Here is a 19,541-nt window from a genome sequence, read left to right as displayed (position 1 = left end):
TCAGCGCTCGGCGCGATCTGGGCGCTCGCCGCGCTCACCACCGGCCGCTGCATATTCAGCTTGGCTGGCCTTGCGGGCTTCTTCGCGCTCGACGGTCTTCATCATGGAAGATGGGCCCGTATCGGCCTTCTTCTTCTGAACCGTCAGGTGGCGCAGCACGGCGTCGTTGAACTTGAAGGCGTGCTCCAGTTCAGCCATCACGGCCTGATCGGCTTCGATGTTCACGCACAGGTAATGGGCCTTGGCCAGCTTGTTGATCAGGTACGCCAGTTGACGGCGGCCCCAGTCTTCCACGCGGTGCACCTTGCCACCGCCAGCGGTGATCATGCCCTTGTAGCGCTCCAGCATGGCTGGAACTTGCTCGCTTTGATCTGGATGGATCAACAAAATGATTTCGTAATGACGCATGCATACTCCTTTTGGGTAAGACCACCCACTGCGTCTTGAAGTGGTGTGGCAAGGGAAAGCCTGCGATTATAGCCCGGCCTGCGTCGCTTGTACACTCAGTGCTTCGCCGCCCCTGCCCAAGCGTACAAAAAGATGGCATAGATGTCTCCAGCCCCTTGCAAAACCAGTGGCTGGGCCGACATGTACTACAACAATCCGCGATGCATACGGGGCCCGAGAGACCATACCCCTGGTGCAGACCTTGATTTGTGGTGTCACGCCCCCAGATCCCGCGCGTACCGTTCATTTACTTCCAGACCAAGACATGTCCGACACCAGCCAAACCACCCCCGCACAGAGCGCCCCCGCCCCCGAAGAAGTCGAAGCCGCCATGGCTGCCCACGCCTCTGACGAGCTGGCACGCCTGCAGGGCGAGTTGGCCGAGCTCAAGGCCAAAAGCGCTGATCTGGCCGACCAGTTCCTGCGCGCCAAGGCCGAGGCCGAGAACGCCCGCCGCCGCGCCGAAGACGAGGTTTCCAAGGCCCGCAAATTCGGTATCGAGAGTTTTGCCGAGAGCCTGCTGCCCGTGGCCGACAGCCTGGATGCCGCCCTGGCCATCAAGGAAGCTACGCCCCAGCAGCTGCGCGAAGGCGCCGACGCCACCCTGCGCCAGCTGACGTCGGCACTGGAGCGCAACAAGGTGATTGCCATCAACCCGGCCGCTGGCGCCAAGTTCGATCCGCACCAGCACCAGGCCATCAGCGTGGTGCCTGCCGAGCAGGAAGCCAACACCGTGGTGGCTGTGCTGCAAAAGGGCTATGTGATCGCCGAGCGCGTGCTGCGTCCGGCCCTGGTCACGGTGACGGCTCCCAAGTAAGCCTCAAAAAAATCGACCCGGAAGACTTGAACCACACCAAGTTATCCACAAGTTACTAGCCATCCAAACCATTCAAGCATTCGGAGAAAAATCATGGGAAGAATCATCGGCATTGACCTGGGTACGACCAACAGCTGCGTCTCCATCATGGAGGGCAACACGACCCGCGTGATCGAAAACAGCGAAGGTGCACGCACCACGCCCTCCATCGTGGCCTACCAGGAAGACGGCGAGATCCTCGTCGGTGCCTCGGCCAAGCGCCAGGCCGTGACCAACCCCAAGAACACGCTGTACGCCGTCAAGCGCCTGATCGGCCGCAAGTTCACAGAAAAAGAAGTGCAAAAGGACATCGACCTGATGCCCTACAAGATCGTGGCCGCCGACAACGGCGACGCATGGATCGAAGTGCGCGGCAACAAGCTGTCGGCCCAGCAAGTGTCTGCCGACATCCTGCGCAAGATGAAGAAGACGGCTGAAGACTACCTGGGCGAGCCCGTGACGGAAGCCGTCATCACCGTGCCCGCGTACTTCAACGACGCACAGCGCCAAGCCACCAAGGACGCTGGCCGTATTGCGGGCCTGGACGTCAAGCGCATCATCAACGAACCCACCGCTGCGGCTCTGGCCTTTGGCCTGGACAAGCAGGAAAAGGGCGACCGCAAGATCGCCGTGTATGACCTGGGCGGCGGCACGTTCGACGTGTCCATCATCGAAATCGCCGATGTGGACGGCGAAAAGCAGTTCGAAGTGCTGTCGACCAACGGCGACACCTTCCTGGGCGGCGAAGACTTCGACCAGCGCATCATCGACTTCATCATTGACGAGTTCAAGAAGGAGTCGGGCGTCAACCTCAAGAACGACGTGCTGGCCCTGCAGCGCCTGAAGGAAGCGGCCGAGAAAGCCAAGATCGAACTGTCGAACTCGGCCTCGACAGACATCAACCTGCCCTACATCACGGCAGACGCATCGGGCCCCAAGCACCTGAATATCAAGCTGACCCGCGCCAAGCTGGAACAACTGGTGGAAGAGCTGATCGAGCGCACCATCGCTCCTTGCCGCATGGCCATCAAGGACGCTGGCGTGTCGGTGTCTGACATCCATGACGTGATCCTGGTCGGCGGCATGACCCGGATGCCCAAGGTTCAGGAAAAGGTCAAGGAATTCTTCGGCAAGGACCCCCGCAAGGACGTGAACCCTGACGAAGCCGTGGCCGTGGGCGCCGCCATCCAGGGCCAGGTGCTGTCGGGTGACCGCAAGGACGTGCTGCTGCTGGACGTGACACCCCTGTCGCTGGGTATCGAAACCCTGGGCGGTGTCATGACCAAGATGATCACGAAGAACACGACCATCCCGACGAAGTTCGCACAGACCTTCTCGACGGCCGATGACAACCAGCCTGCCGTGACCATCAAGGTCTACCAGGGCGAGCGCGAAATCGCTACCGGCAACAAGCTGCTGGGCGAATTCAACCTGGAAGGCATTCCACCGGCAGCCCGCGGTGTTCCGCAGATCGAAGTGTCGTTCGACATCGACGCCAACGGCATCTTGCACGTGGGCGCCAAGGACAAGGGCACGGGCAAGGAAAACAAGATCACTATCAAGGCCAACTCGGGCCTGTCGGAAGAAGAAATCCAGCAGATGGTGAAGGACGCCGAACTGAATGCGGCCGACGACAAGAAGAAGCTGGAGCTGGTGCAAGCCCGCAACCAGGGTGAAGCCGCCGTGCACAGCGTGAACAAGAGCCTGGCCGAACACGGCGACAAGCTCGACGCAGGTGAAAAGGACGCGATCACTGCCGCAGTCAAGGCACTGGAAGAAGCCTTGAAGGGCGAAGACAAGGCCGCGATTGACGAAAAGACCACGGCGCTGATGGCTGCCAGCCAGAAGCTGGGCGAAAAGATGTACGCCGAGTCCCAGGCAGCGCAAGCTGCTCAGACAGCCGGGGGTGCTGAGGCCGCAGGCGCGTCGGCTGGTGGCGCGTCCGCCAAGCCCGCAGACGACGACAACGTCGTCGATGCCGAGGTGAAGGAAGTCAAGAAGGGCTGAGCACGCCGCCGTTGACCCCAGCCGCCGCGCGGGGCCCTTGACGGGGCTTGCGCGGCGTTCCTGTTCCAACCGGGCTCAGAATGACCATGTCCAAAAGAGACTTTTACGAAATCCTGGGCGTTCCCAAGAACGCCTCGGACGAAGAAATCAAGAAGGCCTATCGCAAGCTGGCGATGAAGCACCACCCTGACCGCAACCAGGGTGACGCAGCCAAGCCTGCCGAAGAGAAGTTCAAGGAGGCCAAAGAGGCCTACGAGATGCTCTCCGACCCGCAAAAACGTGCGGCCTACGACCAGTACGGCCACGCCGGGGTGGACCCCAACATGCGCGGCCCCGGCGGCGCGGGGGCGGAGGGCTTTGGTGGTTTTGCCGAGGCCTTTGGCGACATCTTCGGCGACATGTTTGGCCAGCAGGGCGGGCGTGGGCGCGGTGCCGGCGGCCGACAGGTGTACCGGGGCAGCGACCTCAGCTACGCCATGGAGATCACGCTGGAAGAAGCCGCCCGCGGCAAGGATGCTCAGATCCGCATCCCCTCGTGGGAGAGCTGCGACACCTGCCACGGCAGCGGTGCCAAGCCCGGCACCAGTGCCAAGACCTGTGGCACCTGCCAGGGCGCAGGCACGGTGCAGATGCGCCAGGGCTTCTTCAGCGTGCAGCAGACCTGCCCCCACTGCCGCGGCACGGGCAAGATCATTCCCGAGCCGTGCACGACCTGCCATGGCCAGGGCAAGCTCAAGAAGCAAAAGACGCTGGAAGTGAAGATCCCTGCGGGCATCGACGACGGCATGCGCATCCGCTCCACCGGCAACGGCGAGCCGGGCACCAACGGCGGCCCACCGGGTGACCTGTACATCGAAATCCGCCTGAAGAAACACGACATCTTCGAGCGCGATGGCGACGACCTGCACTGCCAGGTGCCCGTGAGCTTCATCACGGCAGCACTCGGCGGCGAGATCGAAGTGCCCACGCTGGCTGGCAAGGCAGCGATCGACATTCCTGAAGGCACCCAAGCCGGCAAGCAGTTCCGCCTGCGTGGCAAGGGCATCAAGGGCGTGCGTGCCAGCTACCCGGGCGATCTGTACTGCCACATCGCAGTCGAGACACCCGTCAAGCTGACCGAGCACCAGCGCAAGCTGCTGCGCGAACTGGAAGATTCGCTCAAGAAGGGCGGCGCCCGCCACTCGCCCAGCGGCGAGAGCTGGACGGACCGGCTGAAGAACTTCTTCAGCTGACCGCGCACCGGCATCCATCGAAAACCGCTTGTGGCCTTTTGGCCCAGGCGGTTTTTTCTTGACGCAGGGCAAGAAACTCCCTAGGGCCCGTGCGATGCACGCACAGCGCAGTAGGATGGGTCTCATCGATGATCACCCGGGAGCTTGGGCACATGAACGTCAACATCACCTTCCTGGGCGGCTCCGGCACGGTCACCGGCTCCAAGTACTTGGTGCGTTACAACGGCAAGAGCCTCCTGGTCGATTGCGGCCTGTTCCAGGGCTACAAGCAGTTGCGCCTGCGCAACTGGCAGCCTCTGCCCGTCACGCCGCACCAGATCGACGCCGTGGTGCTGACCCATGCCCACCTGGATCACAGCGGCTACCTGCCGCTGCTGGCGCGCGACGGCTACACCCACGCCATCCACTGCACACCGGGCACACGCGACCTGTGCACCATCCTGCTGCCCGACAGCGGGCACCTGCAGGAAGAAGACGCGGCCTTTCTCAACCGCCACCAGCTCAGCAGCCACAGCCCCGCCCTGCCCCTGTACACCCGGCTCGACGCGCTGCACTGCCTCAAGCAGTTCCAGATCCACCCATTTCACAAGGCGTTTGAGCCCCTGCCCGGCTGGCGTGTGACGTTTTCGCCCGCAGGCCACATCCTTGGTGCAGCCAGCGTGCTGCTGGAGGTGGGAGGCAGGCGCATTCTGTTTTCGGGCGACCTGGGGCGGCCCGATGACCTGCTCATGAACCCGCCTGACGCGCCGCCCCAGGCCGACACCGTGCTTATCGAGTCCACCTACGGCGACCGCGAGCACCCGCCCGAAGGCCCGCTCGATGAACTGGGCCCCGCCCTGCAGCGCCTGGCAGCGCGTGGCGGTATTGCCGTGGTGCCGGTGTTTGCCGTGGGGCGTGCACAGGTCGTGCTGCACGCGATTGGCCTGCTCAAGGCGCAGGGTGTGGTGCCCGCATCGCTCAAGGTGTTTCTGGACAGCCCCATGGCCGTCAGTACCACGGGGCTGTTCCAGCACCACATGCAGGAACACCGCCTGAGCGGCCGCGAGGTGCAGGCACTGGAGCATGGCGCCACCATGGTCCAGACGCCCGAGCAATCCAAGGGGCTGGCCAAGCTTCATGGCCCCATGGTCATCCTGTCGGCCAGCGGCATGGCCACCGGGGGGCGCGTGCTGCACCACCTGGCACTGCACGCGGGCGACCACCGCAACATGATCATCCTGACCGGCCACCAGGCCCCAGGCACCCGTGGTGCGCGGCTGGCAGAGGGCGAAAAAACCATCCGTATCCACGGCCAGGATGTGGCCGTGCGCGCCGAGGTGGTTCGGCTGTCCTCTGCATCAGCCCATGCCGACGGCAACCAGCTCATCGCCTGGCTGCACAGCATGGGGCACGCGCCGGACAAGGTGTACGTGGTGCATGGTGAAATGGGCGCGGCCGATCTGCTGCGTCAGCGCATTGAACATGAGCTGCGCTGGCGTGCCGCTGTGCCAGAGCACGGCAGCACCTGCACCGCCTGAGCCACGTTAGCTTTCTGGGCCTCAGCGGTTCTACCCTCGCGCAGAAGGGCAGTGCCGCCATCGCGTATCGCGATGTCAAAGCGGCAATAATGGGGAGAAAATAGGCAACCTTCTCATTTCGAGAAGTTAAAACCCCATGAAAAGCTCCGAGCGCAGTTTTGCGCGCCGTATCGACCTGACCTCGCTGCAACTGTTTGTGGCGGTGTGTGAGCTCGGCAGCATTGGCCGCGCGGCTGAGCGCGAATTCATTGCAGCATCGGCCGTCAGCAAGCGCCTGTCGGACCTGGAAACCGCCGTGGACACCGCCCTGCTCTACCGCCACAGCCGGGGCGTCACGCTCACACCCGCAGGCGAGAGCCTGCTGCACCATGCGCGCACCGTGCTGTTTGGCCTCGAACGCATGCAGGGCGAGTTGAGCGAATACGCCGACGGCGTGCGCGGCCATGTGCGCATGCACGCCAACATCTCGGCCATCTTCCAGTTCCTGCCCGAAGACCTGAGCGCCTTTGCGCGCGAGCACAGCCAGATCAAGATCGACCTGCAGGAGCACCTCTCCAGCGACGTGCTGCATGCCGTGCAGGAGGGCGCCGCCGACTTGGGCATCTGCAACATCGGCATGGCCAGTGGCAACGGTGCCCTGGAATTGCAAAGCCGCCCTTACCGCGCCGACAATCTGGTGCTCGTTGTACCCCTGGCGCACGACCTGTCTGCGCTGAATGCTATCAATTTTGAAGAAGTTCTGGACTGGGACATCGTGGGCCTGCATGCCAACAGCAGCATCAGCCTGGCCATGCGCGCCGCCGCCGCCGCCGCCGGGCGCCCGCTGCGACAGCGCATCCAGGTCACAGGGCTCGATGCCATGTGCCGCATGATCGACAACGGCCTGGGCGTGGGCCTGCTGCCCGACCGGGCATTTGCGCTGATGCGCGGCGTGGGCAACCTGCAAGCCATCCCGCTGACCGATGCCTGGGCCCACCGCGAGCTGCGCGTGGTGGCTCGCGACTTCGACGCCCTGCCCGTCACGGCCCGTTTGCTGGTGGAACACCTGTCACCCCGGCCAGACCCCGACACTAAAATCCAATCACCCACCTGAAAAGCAGAAAGAAAGCCACGCCATGGGACGCACCCTGTACGACAAGATCTGGGACGAGCATGTCGTCCACACCGAAGAGGACGGCACCTCCATCCTCTACATCGACCGCCATCTGGTGCACGAGGTGACCAGCCCCCAGGCGTTTGAAGGCCTGCGCGAGGCGGGCCGCAAGGTCTGGCGCATGAGCTCCATCGTGGCCACGGCCGACCACAACACGCCCACCACGGGCTGGGAAAACGGCTACGACGGCATCACCGACCCAATCAGCAAAGAGCAGATCACCACGCTGAACGACAACATGGCGCAGATCTCGCCCGCTGCGTTCTTCCCCTTCATGCACAAGCGCCAAGGCATCGTGCACGTGATCGGCCCCGAAAACGGCGCCACCCTGCCCGGCATGACGGTGGTGTGCGGCGACAGCCACACCAGCACGCACGGCGCCTTCGGCGCACTGGCCCACGGCATCGGCACCTCGGAAGTCGAGCACGTGATGGCCACGCAAACCCTGCTGGCCAAGAAGGCAAAGAACATGCTGGTGCAGGTGGACGGCACGCTGGCCAAAGGCGTGACGCCCAAAGACGTGGTGCTGGCCATCATTGGCAAGATTGGCACCGCTGGCGGCACGGGCTACACCATCGAGTTTGCAGGCTCCGTCTTCCGCGCCATGAGCATGGAAGGCCGCATGACCGTGTGCAACATGGCCATCGAAGGCGGCGCACGCGCGGGCCTGGTGGCGGTGGACGACAAGACCATTGAATACGTCAAAGGCCGCCCCCTGTCGCCCACCGGCGTCGAATGGGACCAGGCCGTGGCGTACTGGAAGACGCTGCATTCCGACGCCGACGCGAAGTTCGACACTGTCGTCAAGCTCGATGCGGCCGACATCGTGCCGCAAGTCACCTGGGGCACCTCGCCCGAAATGGTGCTGGGCGTGGACGCCCGCGTGCCGGACCCCGACAAGGAAAAGGACGCCAACAAGCGCGGCGCCATCGAGCGCGCCTTGACCTACATGGGCCTGCAGCCCGGCAAGGCGATCAACGACATCACCATCGACAAGGTGTTCATCGGCAGTTGCACCAACAGCCGCATCGAAGACATGCGCGAAGCCGCTGCCGTGGTGAAGAACCTGGGCCGCAAGGTGGCCAGCAACGTGAAGCTGGCCATGGTGGTGCCCGGCTCGGGCCTCGTCAAAGAGCAGGCCGAGCGCGAAGGCCTCGACAAGATTTTTGTCGCCGCAGGTTTTGAGTGGCGCGAGCCCGGCTGCAGTATGTGCCTGGCCATGAACGCCGACCGCCTGGAGCCGGGCGAGCGCTGCGCATCCACCAGCAACCGCAACTTTGAAGGCCGCCAGGGCGCTGGTGGCCGGACCCATCTCGTCAGCCCCGCCATGGCAGCCGCCGCCGCCGTGCACGGTCATTTTGTGGACATTCGCCAATTCGCCTGAAGGAGCTCGCCATGAAGAAAATTGCTGCAACCCTCATCGCACTGTCTGCCGCCTTGCTGCTGGTCGGGTGCAACACCGTCAAGGGCGTAGGCCAGGACGTTCAACGGGCAGGGGGCGCACTCGAACGCGCCGCCAACAAATAAACAAGGCACCCATGCAGAAATTCACCTTGCTCAAGGGCCTTGTGGCCCCCATGGACCGCGAGAACGTCGACACGGACGCGATCATTCCCAAGCAGTTCCTCAAGTCGATCAAGAAGACCGGCTTTGGCGTGAACCTGTTTGACGAGTGGCGCTACCTGGACCATGGCGAGCCCGGCCAAGACCCCGCCAGCCGCAAGCCCAACCCCGACTTTGTGCTGAACCAGCCGCGCTATGCAGGCGCCTCCATCCTGCTGGCACGCAAGAACTTCGGCTGCGGCTCCAGCCGCGAGCATGCGCCCTGGGCACTGGACCAGTTCGGCTTTCGCGCCGTGATCGCGCCCAGCTTTGCCGACATCTTCTTCAACAACTGCTTCAAGAACGGCCTGCTGCCGATCGTGCTGCCCGAGGCCACGGTGGCCCAGCTGTTCGATGAAGTGCACGCCTTCCCCGGCTACCAACTCACCATCGACCTGGAGCGCCAGGTCATCGTGCGTCCTCAGGGCGAAGAAATCCCGTTCGACGTGCAGGCCTTCCGCAAGTACTGCCTGCTCAACGGCTTCGACGACATCGGCCTGACCCTGCGCCAGTCCGACAAGATCAAGGCGTTTGAAGCGCAGCGCCTGGCGACCAAGCCCTGGCTTGCGCACACCATGGTGTCGTAAGACACCGCAGGCATCAAAAAATATCATTTAAATTAGCCTCTAGCGCTTTATCCATAAGCGGTAGCAGCTATCAAAATCAAAGCAAATTCAATGAAAATCGCAGTTCTGCCGGGTGACGGCATCGGTACCGAAATCGTCTCCGAAGCCGTGAAGGTTCTGGAAGCCCTGGACCTGAAGTTCGAGATGGAATCTGCCCTGGTCGGCGGCGCCGCCTACGAGGCCCACGGCCACCCGCTGCCCGAATCCACCCTGAAGCTCGCCAAGGAAGCCGACGCCATCCTGTTCGGCGCCGTGGGCGACTGGAAGTACGACAAGCTCGACCGCCCCCTGCGCCCCGAGCAGGCCATCCTGGGCCTGCGCAAGAACCTGGGCCTGTTCGCCAACTTCCGCCCTGCCATCTGCTACGAGCAACTGGTGGGCGCATCGAGCCTCAAGCCCGAGCTGATCGCGGGCCTCGATATCCTCATCATCCGCGAGCTCACGGGCGACATCTATTTCGGCCAGCCGCGCGGCCGCCGAGTGGCCACCGACGGCCACTTCCCCGGTGCCGAGGAAGCCTTCGACACCATGCGCTATTCGCGTCCCGAGATCGAGCGCATCGCCCACGTCGCCTTCCAGGCCGCCCGCAAGCGCAACAAGAAGGTCACCAGCGTGGACAAGGCCAACGTGCTCGAAACCTTCCAGTTCTGGAAGGACGTGGTCACCGACGTGCACAAGGAATACCCCGACGTCGAACTGCAGCACATGTACGTGGACAACGCAGCCATGCAGCTGGTCAAGGCCCCCAAGGCGTTTGACGTGGTGGTCACGGGCAACATGTTTGGCGACATCTTGAGCGACGAAGCGTCCATGCTGACGGGCTCCATCGGCATGCTGCCCTCGGCCAGCCTGAACAGCAGCAATCAGGGCCTGTACGAGCCCAGCCACGGCAGCGCCCCCGACATCGCTGGCAAGGGCGTGGCCAACCCGCTGGCCACCATCCTCTCGGCCGCGATGATGCTGCGCTTCAGCCTGAACCAGGAAGCCGCCGCCCAGCGCATCGAAGCCGCCGTGCAAAAGGTGCTCGCGCAGGGCCTGCGCACGCCCGATATCTACAGCGAAGGCACCACTAAGGTGGGTACGGCGCAGATGGGCGACGCGGTGGTGAAGGCGCTGACGGCCTGATCCCCCGCTCAGCGGTCACAAAAAAAATGCGCCGGACACTCCCGGCGCTTTTTTTTATGGATCCGTGGCACTGCCCGTACCGCCTACAGCCACCCGTTGTCGATGAATTCGATGATGGCGTAGCGCCGGTTCTCCAGCGGCCGCTCGCGCACGGCTGCCACGATGTGCGCAACGCCCTCTGCATAAGGCGCATCGCCATAAACACGGGTTTCCAGCGTCACGCTGCAAGCCCCATCCTCTATCAGGACCTGATGGTAGGCATGGCGGCCAAGATGTTCTGGGGGAATCTGCAGCACGCGCTGCTGAACCTCGGCATCGCGCACAGACCGGATATCACCGGGCACAAGACCCAGCGCCTGCGCCATGCTCACGGCCGTGCCCGGCACCGACGACTTCTGAGCCTGGTGCGACTCGGTCAGCCCGATGCGATAGCCACGGAACAAGTGCCCACTGCGCTCCAGCATGGCCATGAACTTGAGCATGAGAAGGTTGGTGTTGGGACACAGGACCACGGGAAAACCTACAGCCAGGTGTTCCAGCGCTGATCCCGTGGACAGCTCCACCAGCGCAGAGCACGTGGATTCACAAAACGCGCTCACCGCTTGTAGCTCCCGGCCCGAGCCTGCATGCACCACCACCGATTTTTCTGCAGGCAGCCCCTCGGCGGCCCAGGGCACAACCTGCCCAGCGTCCCCAGAGGGCAGCGCCCCCAACAGCTCCCTGGCCAGCTTGCCAGACCCCACAACGATGACTTGCATTTTTCCACTCTCGATGAATCGCAGACAAAGCGATAGGCAGGACTGTAGTGCGGTGCAGACCATGGGCGCATGCTCTCCCCCAAGTCATTGGCTTTTTTCTACCGTCTATCCCGCCGATCGCTCCCCAGAGATGCCTGTTGGAACAACGGCACAGAGCCCCAAGCCCGCATCCGCTACAATCTTCGCCTATGTTTGCCGCCCACGCGTTCGCCCTGAACATTGCACCCGCCGCCACGGCCGGTGTGGCTGCGCGCGCAACCATCACCAAAACCACGACCATTAAGGGCTGACTCAGCCTGGTTCGTCGTGCGCCCTTCCTGGCCAGACGAGCCAGGCGAGCAGTCCGGTCTGGCACTGTTTCTTACTTAGAAAGGGCGTTGAAATGAGCAAGTTGGTAGGGTTGGTCGGCTGGCGCGGCATGGTCGGCTCGGTCTTGATGGACCGTATGGAACAAGAGAAGGACTTCGATCTGATCGAACCCATGTTCTTCTCCACCTCGAACGCAGGCGGCAAGGCCCCTGCCCAAGCCAAGAACGAGACTGCACTGCAGGATGCGTTCAACATCGAGGCTCTCAAGCGCTGCGAAATCATCATCACCGCCCAGGGCGGTGACTACACCTCTGAAGTGTTCCCAAAGCTGCGCGCCGCCGGCTGGAACGGCCACTGGATCGATGCCGCCTCCACCCTCCGCATGGACAAGGACGCCGTGATCATTCTCGATCCGGTCAACATGCCCGTCATCAAGAACGCCCTGGCCAAAGGCGGCAAGAACTGGATTGGCGGCAACTGCACCGTGAGCTGCATGCTGATGGGCGTGGGCGCGCTGTACAAGGCAGGTCTGGTGGAATGGATGAGCACCCAGACCTACCAGGCAGCATCAGGCGGCGGCGCGCAGCACATGCGCGAGCTGCTCACGCAGTACGGTACGCTGAACGCCGAAGTGCGCGCACTGCTCGACGATCCCAAGAGCGCCATCCTGGAAATCGACCGCAAGGTCATCGCCAAGCAGCGCAGCCTGTCAGCCGCTGAAACCGCCAACTTCGGCGTACCGCTGGGCGGCTCGCTGATCCCCTGGATCGACAAGGACCTGGGCAACGGCATGTCCAAGGAAGAGTGGAAGGGCATGGCCGAGACCAACAAGATCCTGGGTATGGGCGAGGGCTTCAACGCCTCCGCCATTCCCGTCGATGGTTTCTGCGTGCGCGTGGGCGCTATGCGCTGCCACAGCCAGGCGCTGACTTTCAAACTCAAGAAGGATGTGCCCGTGGCCGACCTCGAAGCCATGATCGCCGCCGACAACCAGTGGGTCAAGGTGGTGCCCAACACGCGTGAAGCCACCATCCAGGACCTGACCCCCGTGGCGGTGACCGGCACCATGAACATCCCTGTGGGCCGCATCCGCAAGCTGGCCATGGGCCCTGAATATGTGGGCGCCTTCACCATTGGCGATCAGCTGCTCTGGGGCGCCGCCGAGCCCCTGCGCCGCATGCTGCGCATCTTGCTCGACGCCTAAGCCGGCAATCCCCAAAAAGCGCGCACGGCCCTCGCCGTGCGCGCTTTTTTACGCCCGGTACCTTGACACACTCAGTTACGCCACGTTGGCAATTGGCAACATTTGAATGCCCCAATCTGGTGCGTCTGAACCTCGCTCAAAGCTTCGGAGCCACCTCAGCTTGTCAGTGCAAAACATTGATGCTATGGTGCTTTTTACATATTTTCACGCGCCGGGGCGGGACCAGACCATGAGAAAAAAAGCACCGCTCGACCGAGCCGCACAAAAACCTAATCAGTTGTTGGCAAACATGCATCGTTGGAAATTTTCTGTCCTGGCGGCTGCGGCCGTAGCGTCCGCTGGCTTTTACGCTGGCGACGCCTCGGCCCTGGCGTTGGGCCGCATCACCGTGCAGTCTGCCTTGGGCGAGCCTTTGCGCGCCGAAATTGACCTGCCCCAGATCACCCCCGCCGAAGCCGACACCCTGCGCGCTACGACGGCTACCCCGGAAGTTTTCCGCGCCCAGGGCATGGAATACACGCCCGCGATCAACAACCTGCAAATCCAGCTGCAGCGTCGCCCAGACGGCACCGCCGTGCTGCGTCTGACGAGTGATCGTCCGGTGAACGACCCCTTCCTTGATCTGGTGCTGGACGCCAACTGGGGCTCGGGCCGCATTGTGCGCAGCTATACCATGCTGTTTGACCCGCCAGCACTGCGCCGCGCAGCACCGAATGTGACGGCGTCCCCTCAGATCTCGGCACCTGCCGCCCCGTCGGCGCCCGCCGTGCGCGCACCGGTCGCCCCGCGCGCCACCGAATCCCCTGCCGCTGCTGCACCGCCAGCGCCACGCCCGGCAGCAGCAGCCCCTCGTCCAACCCCCGCAGACGGTGTCAAGGTGCAGACCGGTGACACCGCAGGCCGCCTGGCGAATGCCTACCGTCCCGCCAGCGTGTCTTTGGATCAGATGCTGGTTGCCATGATGCGTGCGAACCCGGACGCGTTCATTCAAGGCAATGTCAATCGCCTCAAAGCTGGCGCGGTATTGCAGATGCCCGATGAAGTTGCGGCGCAGGCAACCCCAGCCCCCGAGGCACGCCAGATCCTGGCAGCCCAGGCCAAGGATTTCAACGAATTCCGCCGCAAGCTGGCAGGTGCCGCCCCGACCACGGCAGTGGCCGCTGCCGAGCGCTCTGCGTCGGGCACGGTGCAGACCCGCGTGGAGGACAAGAAACCTGCCACGACCGCACCCGACAAGCTGACGCTGTCCAAAGGCTCCGTGAAGGGCCAGAAGGCCGCCGAGGACCAGCTCGCCAAGGACAAGCAAGCCAGCGAGGCCGCCACCCGGATGGCCGAACTGTCCAAGAACATTACCGACCTGAACAAGCTGGGCGCAGCATCGGCCGCTGCTGGCAGTGCCGCGCCCGCTGGCGGTGCCAGCGCCCCCGCTGGCGTGGCCGTGCAGGCCCCCGCAGTCCCCGCCACGCCTACAGCACCCGCCGCGCCTGAAACACCTGCGTCGGCCCCCGTGCCCCCAGCCAGTGCCCCAGCGGATGTTGCCGTTCCTGCCGAGGCGGCCTCCGAACCCGCCTCTGCACCGGCTCCCGTCGCATCCGCACCCGCAGCCCCCGTACGGATGCCTGCGCCAGCACCAGCCCCTGTTGAAGAGCCGAGTTTCCTGTCCGGCCTCATGGACGATCCGATCCTGCCCTTGGCCGGTGGTGGCCTGCTGGCCCTGTTGCTGGGTTATGGCGCTTACCGTGTGGTGCAGCGTCGCCGCCAGAACGCTGGCGTAGACAGCTCGTTCCTGGAAAGCCGCATCCAGCCTGATTCATTCTTCGGTGCCAGCGGCGGACAGCGCGTGGATACCGCCAACAGCGAAATGACGACCGGCTCGTCAATGGCCTACTCCCCGAGCCAGCTCGATGCTGGCGGCGATGTGGATCCCGTGGCGGAGGCAGACGTTTATTTGGCCTATGGCCGCGACCTGCAGGCCGAGGAAATCCTGAAGGAAGCGATTCGCCACAATCCGGCCCGCGTGTCGGTCCATGTGAAGCTCGGCGAAATTTACGCCAAGCGCCAGGACCGCAAGGCACTGGAAGCGGTGGCAGGGGATGTGTTCAAGCTGACGCAGGGCGAAGGCCCGGACTGGAACCGCATTGCCGAACTCGGCCGCGACCTGGACCCCGAAAACCGCTTGTACCAGCCTGGTGGCCGCCCCGGCATGGCCGAGGACGAATCTCCATCGCTGCCCCCAGGTGGCTTCCCGAGCACCTTCACGGGCGGTGCGGGCAATGCGGCGGCCACAGCGGCACTCCCCCCCGATCTCGACCTGGATCTCGATCTGGACCTGCCAGATGACGCACTGACCGACGCTCCCTCGGTGGCACCAGCACCCCCGGGCGGGTTTGCAGCGGCGGCCGCTGCAGCTGCGGCCGCGGCCGCAGGTGGCACCCGTCGCACTACGGACGCCGATGCCAGCGATGAACCACAAACACTGCGCCCGGAACTGGATTTGCCAGAGCTGCCCTCTGCAACGGCCCCAGCCTGGGGTGGTCAAGATACAGCCCCCGGCCCGATGATGGCCCCTCCGCCCGTCGCCAACCTCGACTTCCCGAGCGCAGACGACCTGAGCATGGCGCCATCTGGCCCCATGCCGCTGGCAGGCGACGCCAAGGATTCCGGCCCCATGGAATTTGATCTGGGCGAACTGTCTCTGGACCTGAACGCACCGTCCAAGCCCATGGCAGCCCCTGCGGCCAAGGCACCCGCTCCGGCACCCGAGTTCGTCGATGATGGCTCGGCTGCGGCCCAGGATGATCCGCTGGCCACCAAGCTGGCATTGGCCGAAGAGTTCAACGCCATTGGCGACACCGACGGTGCTCGCACGCTGATCGAAGAAGTGGTGGCCGAATCCAGCGGCGCCCTCAAGACCCGCGCCCAGCGTATGCTGGCCGAACTGGGCTGATGCAGCCGGGTTCTCTCACGGCGCGCTTTCCCCACCCCCAGGCCGCCCCATGACGCGGGTGGCGCTGGGTGTCAGCTACAACGGACAGGCCTACAGCGGCTGGCAAAGCCAGCTGTTGGGCAACACGATTCAGGACAAACTCGAAGCGGCCCTGGGCCGCTTTGCCACGCACCCTGTCAGCACTTTGTGCGCAGGCCGTACCGACGCAGGTGTGCATGGATTGATGCAGGTGGTGCACTTTGACACGCCGCTGAACCGCCCGCCCTCCTCCTGGGTACGGGGTACCAACACCTTTCTTCCTGCCGATATTGCCGTGCAATGGGCGCAGCCCGTGCCGGACGGCTTCCATGCTCGCGCCAGCGCGATCGCGCGGCGCTATGCCTATGTGCTGCTGCAGTCCCCCGTGCGGCCGAGTGTGGACGCCGGTCGCGTGGGCTGGGTTTTCCATCCGCTGGACCACCAAGCGATGCGGCAAGCTTCGGACTACCTGCTGGGTGAGCACGACTTCACCTCGTTTCGTGCGTCGGCGTGCCAAGCCAAGTCCCCCGTCAAGACCCTGCAACGCATCGACATTACGCGCCGGGGTCTGGGAGAACCACACCCGGAGCTGGGCTGGAGCCCCTGCTACTGGCGCTTTGAGTTCGAAGCCAACGCGTTTTTGCACCACATGATCCGCAACATCATGGGCTGCCTGATTGCCGTGGGCCAGGGCAAACAGCCTCCTGAATGGGTGGCGCAGGTGCTCGCCGCCAAATCCCGCGATGCGGCAGCGCCCACGTTTTCGCCGGATGGGCTGTTTTTTCAAGGCCCGGTCTATGACGCCGCCTGGGGCTTGCCCCAGCGCACGGCTGCGTATGATTGGTTGCCATGAACGCACAAGACATCTCCAAGCTGCCGCATGCACGCACCCGCATCAAAATCTGCGGCCTGACCCGCGAGCAGGACGTGGATGCCGCAGTGGCGGCAGGCGCCGATGCAGTGGGTTTCGTGCTGTATGCCCCCAGCCCGCGTGCGGTAACACCCGAACGCGCAGCACAACTGGCCAGACGCCTGCCGCCCTTTGTCACACCAGTTTTGCTGTTCGTGAACGAGCCCGCTACCAATGTGATAGCTATCAGCGCTTTGATAGCAGGCGCTACGATCCAGTTTCACGGTGATGAATCTCCCCAGGATTGCCTGGCCGCCACCCACCAAGGCGCACGCCCCTACCTGCGAGCCGCCCGAATTCCCCTGGGCGACGGTGCGGCCAGCTTTGACCTCGTAAAATACGCCTACGATTACTCTCACGCCCAGGCCATCCTGCTCGACGCCCATGTCGAAGGTTTTGGCGGCAGCGGCAAGGCATTCAATTGGTCACTCCTTCCACCAAGCGTCAGCTCTCACCTCGTTTTGTCTGGTGGACTCACGCCTGCAAACGTGACCGATGGCATTTTGCAAGTCCGCCCGCGGGGTCTCTCGCTGGCGGTTGATGTCAGTTCCGGCGTCGAAGCCTATGGCCCCGATGGAAAGCCCATCAAGGGCATCAAAGACGCACTGAAGATCCAACGCTTCGTTGCCGCCGTGCGGGCGGCCGATGCACAACTTGCAAAGAACCCCCATGAATTCCTATCAGCAACCTGATACTTCTGGCCATTTCGGCCCCTACGGCGGCAGCTTCGTCAGCGAAACCCTGACCCACGCCATCCAGGAACTGCGCGAGGCCTACGCGCGCTACCAAAACGACCCCGAGTTTCTGGCCGAGTTTCACTACGAACTCAAGCACTTCGTCGGTCGCCCATCACCCATCTACCATGCAGCCCGTACCAGCCGCGAAATGGGTGGCGCGCAGATCTACCTCAAACGTGAGGACCTGAACCACACCGGCGCCCACAAAATCAACAACGTGATTGGCCAGGCCATGCTGGCCAAGCGCATGGGCAAGCCCCGCGTGATTGCAGAAACGGGCGCAGGTCAGCACGGCGTGGCCACGGCCACCATCTGCGCGCGCTATGGCCTGGAATGCGTGGTGTACATGGGTGCAGAGGACGTCAAGCGCCAAAGCCCCAACGTGTACCGCATGAAACTGCTGGGCGCCACGGTGATGCCCGTGGAATCGGGCAGCAAGACGCTGAAAGATGCGCTCAACGAGGCCATGCGCGACTGGGTGGCCAATGTGGACAACACCTTCTACATCATCGGCACGGTGGCAGGCCCACACCCCTACCCCATGATGGTGCGTGACTTCCAGAGCGTGATCGGCAAGGAGTGCATCAACCAGATGCCCGCCATGTTGGCCGAGCAAAAAGTGCTGGGCGACCAGCCCGATGCCGTGATCGCCTGCGTGGGTGGCGGCAGCAACGCCATGGGCATCTTCCACCCCTACATCCCGTTCGAGAAAACGCGCCTCATTGGCGTGGAAGCCGCAGGCGAAGGGCTGGAGTCGGGCAAACACTCGGCATCGCTGCAAAAGGGCAGCGCGGGCGTGCTGCACGGGAACCGCACCTTCATCCTGCAGGATGACAATGGCCAGATCACCGAAACCCACAGCATCAGCGCAGGCCTGGACTACCCCGGCGTGGGCCCGGAGCACGCCTGGTTGCAGGAAATCGGGCGTGCCGAATACGTCGGCATTACCGACAAGGAAGCTCTGGAAGCCTTCCACTACCTGTGCCGCACCGAGGGCATCATCCCCGCGCTCGAATCCAGCCATGCCGTGGCCTACGCCATGAAACTGGCCAAAACCATGCGCCCTGACCAATCGATCCTGGTCAACCTCTCGGGCCGTGGTGACAAGGACATTGGCACCGTGGCCGACCTGAGCGGCGCCGATTTTTACTGCCGACCCAGCTGCCAGGGGCAGTCCGTCAAGGGCGGCGAGCAATCCATCAAGGTGGTGAAATAAATGAGCCGTATTGCATCCACCTTCTCTGCCCTGCAAGCGCAGGGCCGCAAGGCACTGATTCCCTATGTGACCGCTGGTTTCCCCTTCGCCGACATCACCCCTGCACTCATGCACGGCATGGTGGAGGCCGGTGCCGACGTGATTGAGCTGGGCGTGCCCTTTTCCGACCCCATGGCCGATGGCCCGGTGATTCAAAAGGCGGGCGAAAAAGCCCTCAGCCTGGGCATTGGCATGGTGCAGGTGCTCGACCATGTGCGCGAGTTCCGCAAGCGCAACAGCACCACACCCGTGGTGCTGATGGGCTATGCCAACCCCGTGGAGCGCTACGACCAAAAGCACGGTGGAGGTGCCTTTGTGCGCGATGCGGCGGCCGCTGGCGTGGACGGCGTGCTCATCGTGGACTACCCACCCGAAGAGTGCGAGACCTTTGCCGCCAGCCTGCGTGAGCACGGCATGGACCTGATCTTCCTGCTGGCCCCCACCAGCACCGATGAGCGCATGGCCCAAGTGGCGCGCGTGGCCAGCGGCTACGTGTATTACGTGTCGCTCAAGGGCGTGACCGGCTCGGGCGCGCTGGACACCTCGGCCGTGGAGCAAATGCTGCCCCGCATCCGCCAGCATGTGACGATCCCCGTGGGTGTGGGCTTTGGCATTCGCGACGCCGCCACCGCCCAGGCGATTGGCAAGGTGGCCGACGCCGTGGTCATTGGCAGCCGCATCATCCAGCTGATTGAAGACCAAGAGCACGCCAAGGTGGTGCCAATCACGATCGACTTCCTGCGCGGCATCCGCAAGGCAATGGACGCGTAGACGCATAATGCAGCCCGGCGCGCCGCCCTCATCGGGGCACGGCGCGCCACAGATTCCACCCGGCCTG

17 protein-coding genes are annotated in these 19,541 nt (G+C 63.7%); 15 read left to right on the top strand and 2 right to left on the bottom strand.

Translation table 11 applies throughout. The features are described 5' to 3' along the window. Complete coding sequence (rpsF, locus tag ACQ4MJ_RS03525; RefSeq protein ID WP_055399389.1) at positions 1-408, bottom strand: 30S ribosomal protein S6; 408 nt, start codon at positions 406-408, stop codon at positions 1-3. A 304-nt stretch (positions 409-712) separates the two neighbouring features. Between rpsF and grpE the strand changes: the two genes are divergently transcribed. From grpE to leuB, 9 genes are all read left to right on the top strand, one after another. Beyond that, a complete protein-coding gene (gene grpE, locus ACQ4MJ_RS03520) occupies positions 713-1,264 on the top strand; it encodes a nucleotide exchange factor GrpE (protein ID WP_121420740.1) in 552 nt (183 codons plus the stop codon). Between the two features lie 93 nt (positions 1,265-1,357). Further along, on the top strand, positions 1,358-3,310 hold the full coding sequence (gene dnaK, locus ACQ4MJ_RS03515; RefSeq protein ID WP_431150016.1) for a molecular chaperone DnaK: 1,953 nt from the start codon (positions 1,358-1,360) through the stop codon (positions 3,308-3,310). An 86-nt stretch (positions 3,311-3,396) separates the two neighbouring features. Then, a complete protein-coding gene (dnaJ, locus tag ACQ4MJ_RS03510) occupies positions 3,397-4,542 on the top strand; it encodes a molecular chaperone DnaJ (protein WP_055399485.1) in 1,146 nt (381 codons plus the stop codon). A 152-nt stretch (positions 4,543-4,694) separates the two neighbouring features. Then, positions 4,695-6,059 carry an MBL fold metallo-hydrolase gene (locus tag ACQ4MJ_RS03505; RefSeq protein ID WP_228899282.1) on the top strand — a complete coding sequence of 455 codons (1,365 nt, stop codon included), beginning with the start codon at positions 4,695-4,697 and terminating at the stop codon, positions 6,057-6,059. Between the two features lie 136 nt (positions 6,060-6,195). Continuing rightward, positions 6,196-7,152 carry a LysR family transcriptional regulator gene (locus ACQ4MJ_RS03500; RefSeq protein WP_431150020.1) on the top strand — a complete coding sequence of 319 codons (957 nt, stop codon included), beginning with the start codon at positions 6,196-6,198 and terminating at the stop codon, positions 7,150-7,152. Positions 7,153-7,174: 22 nt separating this feature from the next. After that, positions 7,175-8,596 carry a 3-isopropylmalate dehydratase large subunit gene (gene leuC / locus ACQ4MJ_RS03495; RefSeq protein ID WP_431150021.1) on the top strand — a complete coding sequence of 474 codons (1,422 nt, stop codon included), beginning with the start codon at positions 7,175-7,177 and terminating at the stop codon, positions 8,594-8,596. Between the two features lie 11 nt (positions 8,597-8,607). Continuing rightward, positions 8,608-8,739: an entericidin A/B family lipoprotein gene (locus ACQ4MJ_RS03490; protein WP_099658184.1), complete on the top strand. Its 132-nt coding sequence runs from the start codon at positions 8,608-8,610 to the stop codon at positions 8,737-8,739. Between the two features lie 11 nt (positions 8,740-8,750). Further along, entirely contained in the window at positions 8,751-9,401 is a 651-nt protein-coding gene (gene leuD, locus ACQ4MJ_RS03485; RefSeq protein ID WP_228899279.1) for a 3-isopropylmalate dehydratase small subunit, read from the top strand. A 90-nt stretch (positions 9,402-9,491) separates the two neighbouring features. Next, complete coding sequence (gene leuB / locus ACQ4MJ_RS03480) at positions 9,492-10,565, top strand: 3-isopropylmalate dehydrogenase (protein WP_306554087.1); 1,074 nt, start codon at positions 9,492-9,494, stop codon at positions 10,563-10,565. Positions 10,566-10,648: 83 nt separating this feature from the next. On the opposite strand, the gene ACQ4MJ_RS03475 is transcribed toward leuB, so the two are convergent. Beyond that, complete coding sequence (locus tag ACQ4MJ_RS03475; protein ID WP_228896796.1) at positions 10,649-11,323, bottom strand: dihydrodipicolinate reductase C-terminal domain-containing protein; 675 nt, start codon at positions 11,321-11,323, stop codon at positions 10,649-10,651. A 382-nt stretch (positions 11,324-11,705) separates the two neighbouring features. Between ACQ4MJ_RS03475 and asd the strand changes: the two genes are divergently transcribed. From asd to trpA, 6 genes are all read left to right on the top strand, one after another. Next, complete coding sequence (asd, locus tag ACQ4MJ_RS03470; RefSeq protein WP_431150024.1) at positions 11,706-12,836, top strand: aspartate-semialdehyde dehydrogenase; 1,131 nt, start codon at positions 11,706-11,708, stop codon at positions 12,834-12,836. Positions 12,837-13,125: 289 nt separating this feature from the next. After that, a complete protein-coding gene (locus ACQ4MJ_RS03465; RefSeq protein ID WP_431150027.1) occupies positions 13,126-15,783 on the top strand; it encodes a FimV/HubP family polar landmark protein in 2,658 nt (885 codons plus the stop codon). Positions 15,784-15,832: 49 nt separating this feature from the next. Beyond that, on the top strand, positions 15,833-16,654 hold the full coding sequence (gene truA, locus ACQ4MJ_RS03460; protein WP_431150029.1) for a tRNA pseudouridine(38-40) synthase TruA: 822 nt from the start codon (positions 15,833-15,835) through the stop codon (positions 16,652-16,654). Continuing rightward, a complete protein-coding gene (locus ACQ4MJ_RS03455) occupies positions 16,651-17,403 on the top strand; it encodes a phosphoribosylanthranilate isomerase (protein WP_431150031.1) in 753 nt (250 codons plus the stop codon). The genes truA and ACQ4MJ_RS03455 overlap by 4 nt, the downstream gene beginning before the upstream one ends. Beyond that, positions 17,381-18,664 (top strand): tryptophan synthase subunit beta, encoded by a 1,284-nt coding sequence (gene trpB, locus ACQ4MJ_RS03450; RefSeq protein ID WP_431150033.1) that lies wholly within the window; start codon positions 17,381-17,383, stop codon positions 18,662-18,664. The genes ACQ4MJ_RS03455 and trpB overlap by 23 nt, the downstream gene beginning before the upstream one ends. Continuing rightward, positions 18,665-19,474 (top strand): tryptophan synthase subunit alpha, encoded by an 810-nt coding sequence (gene trpA, locus ACQ4MJ_RS03445; RefSeq protein WP_218300563.1) that lies wholly within the window; start codon positions 18,665-18,667, stop codon positions 19,472-19,474. Positions 19,475-19,541 lie beyond the last annotated feature (67 nt).

The organism is Acidovorax facilis (assembly GCF_050626955.1).
Taxonomy (GTDB): domain Bacteria; phylum Pseudomonadota; class Gammaproteobacteria; order Burkholderiales; family Burkholderiaceae_C; genus Acidovorax; species Acidovorax facilis.
This window is presented reverse-complemented; position numbering and strand designations above follow the sequence as displayed.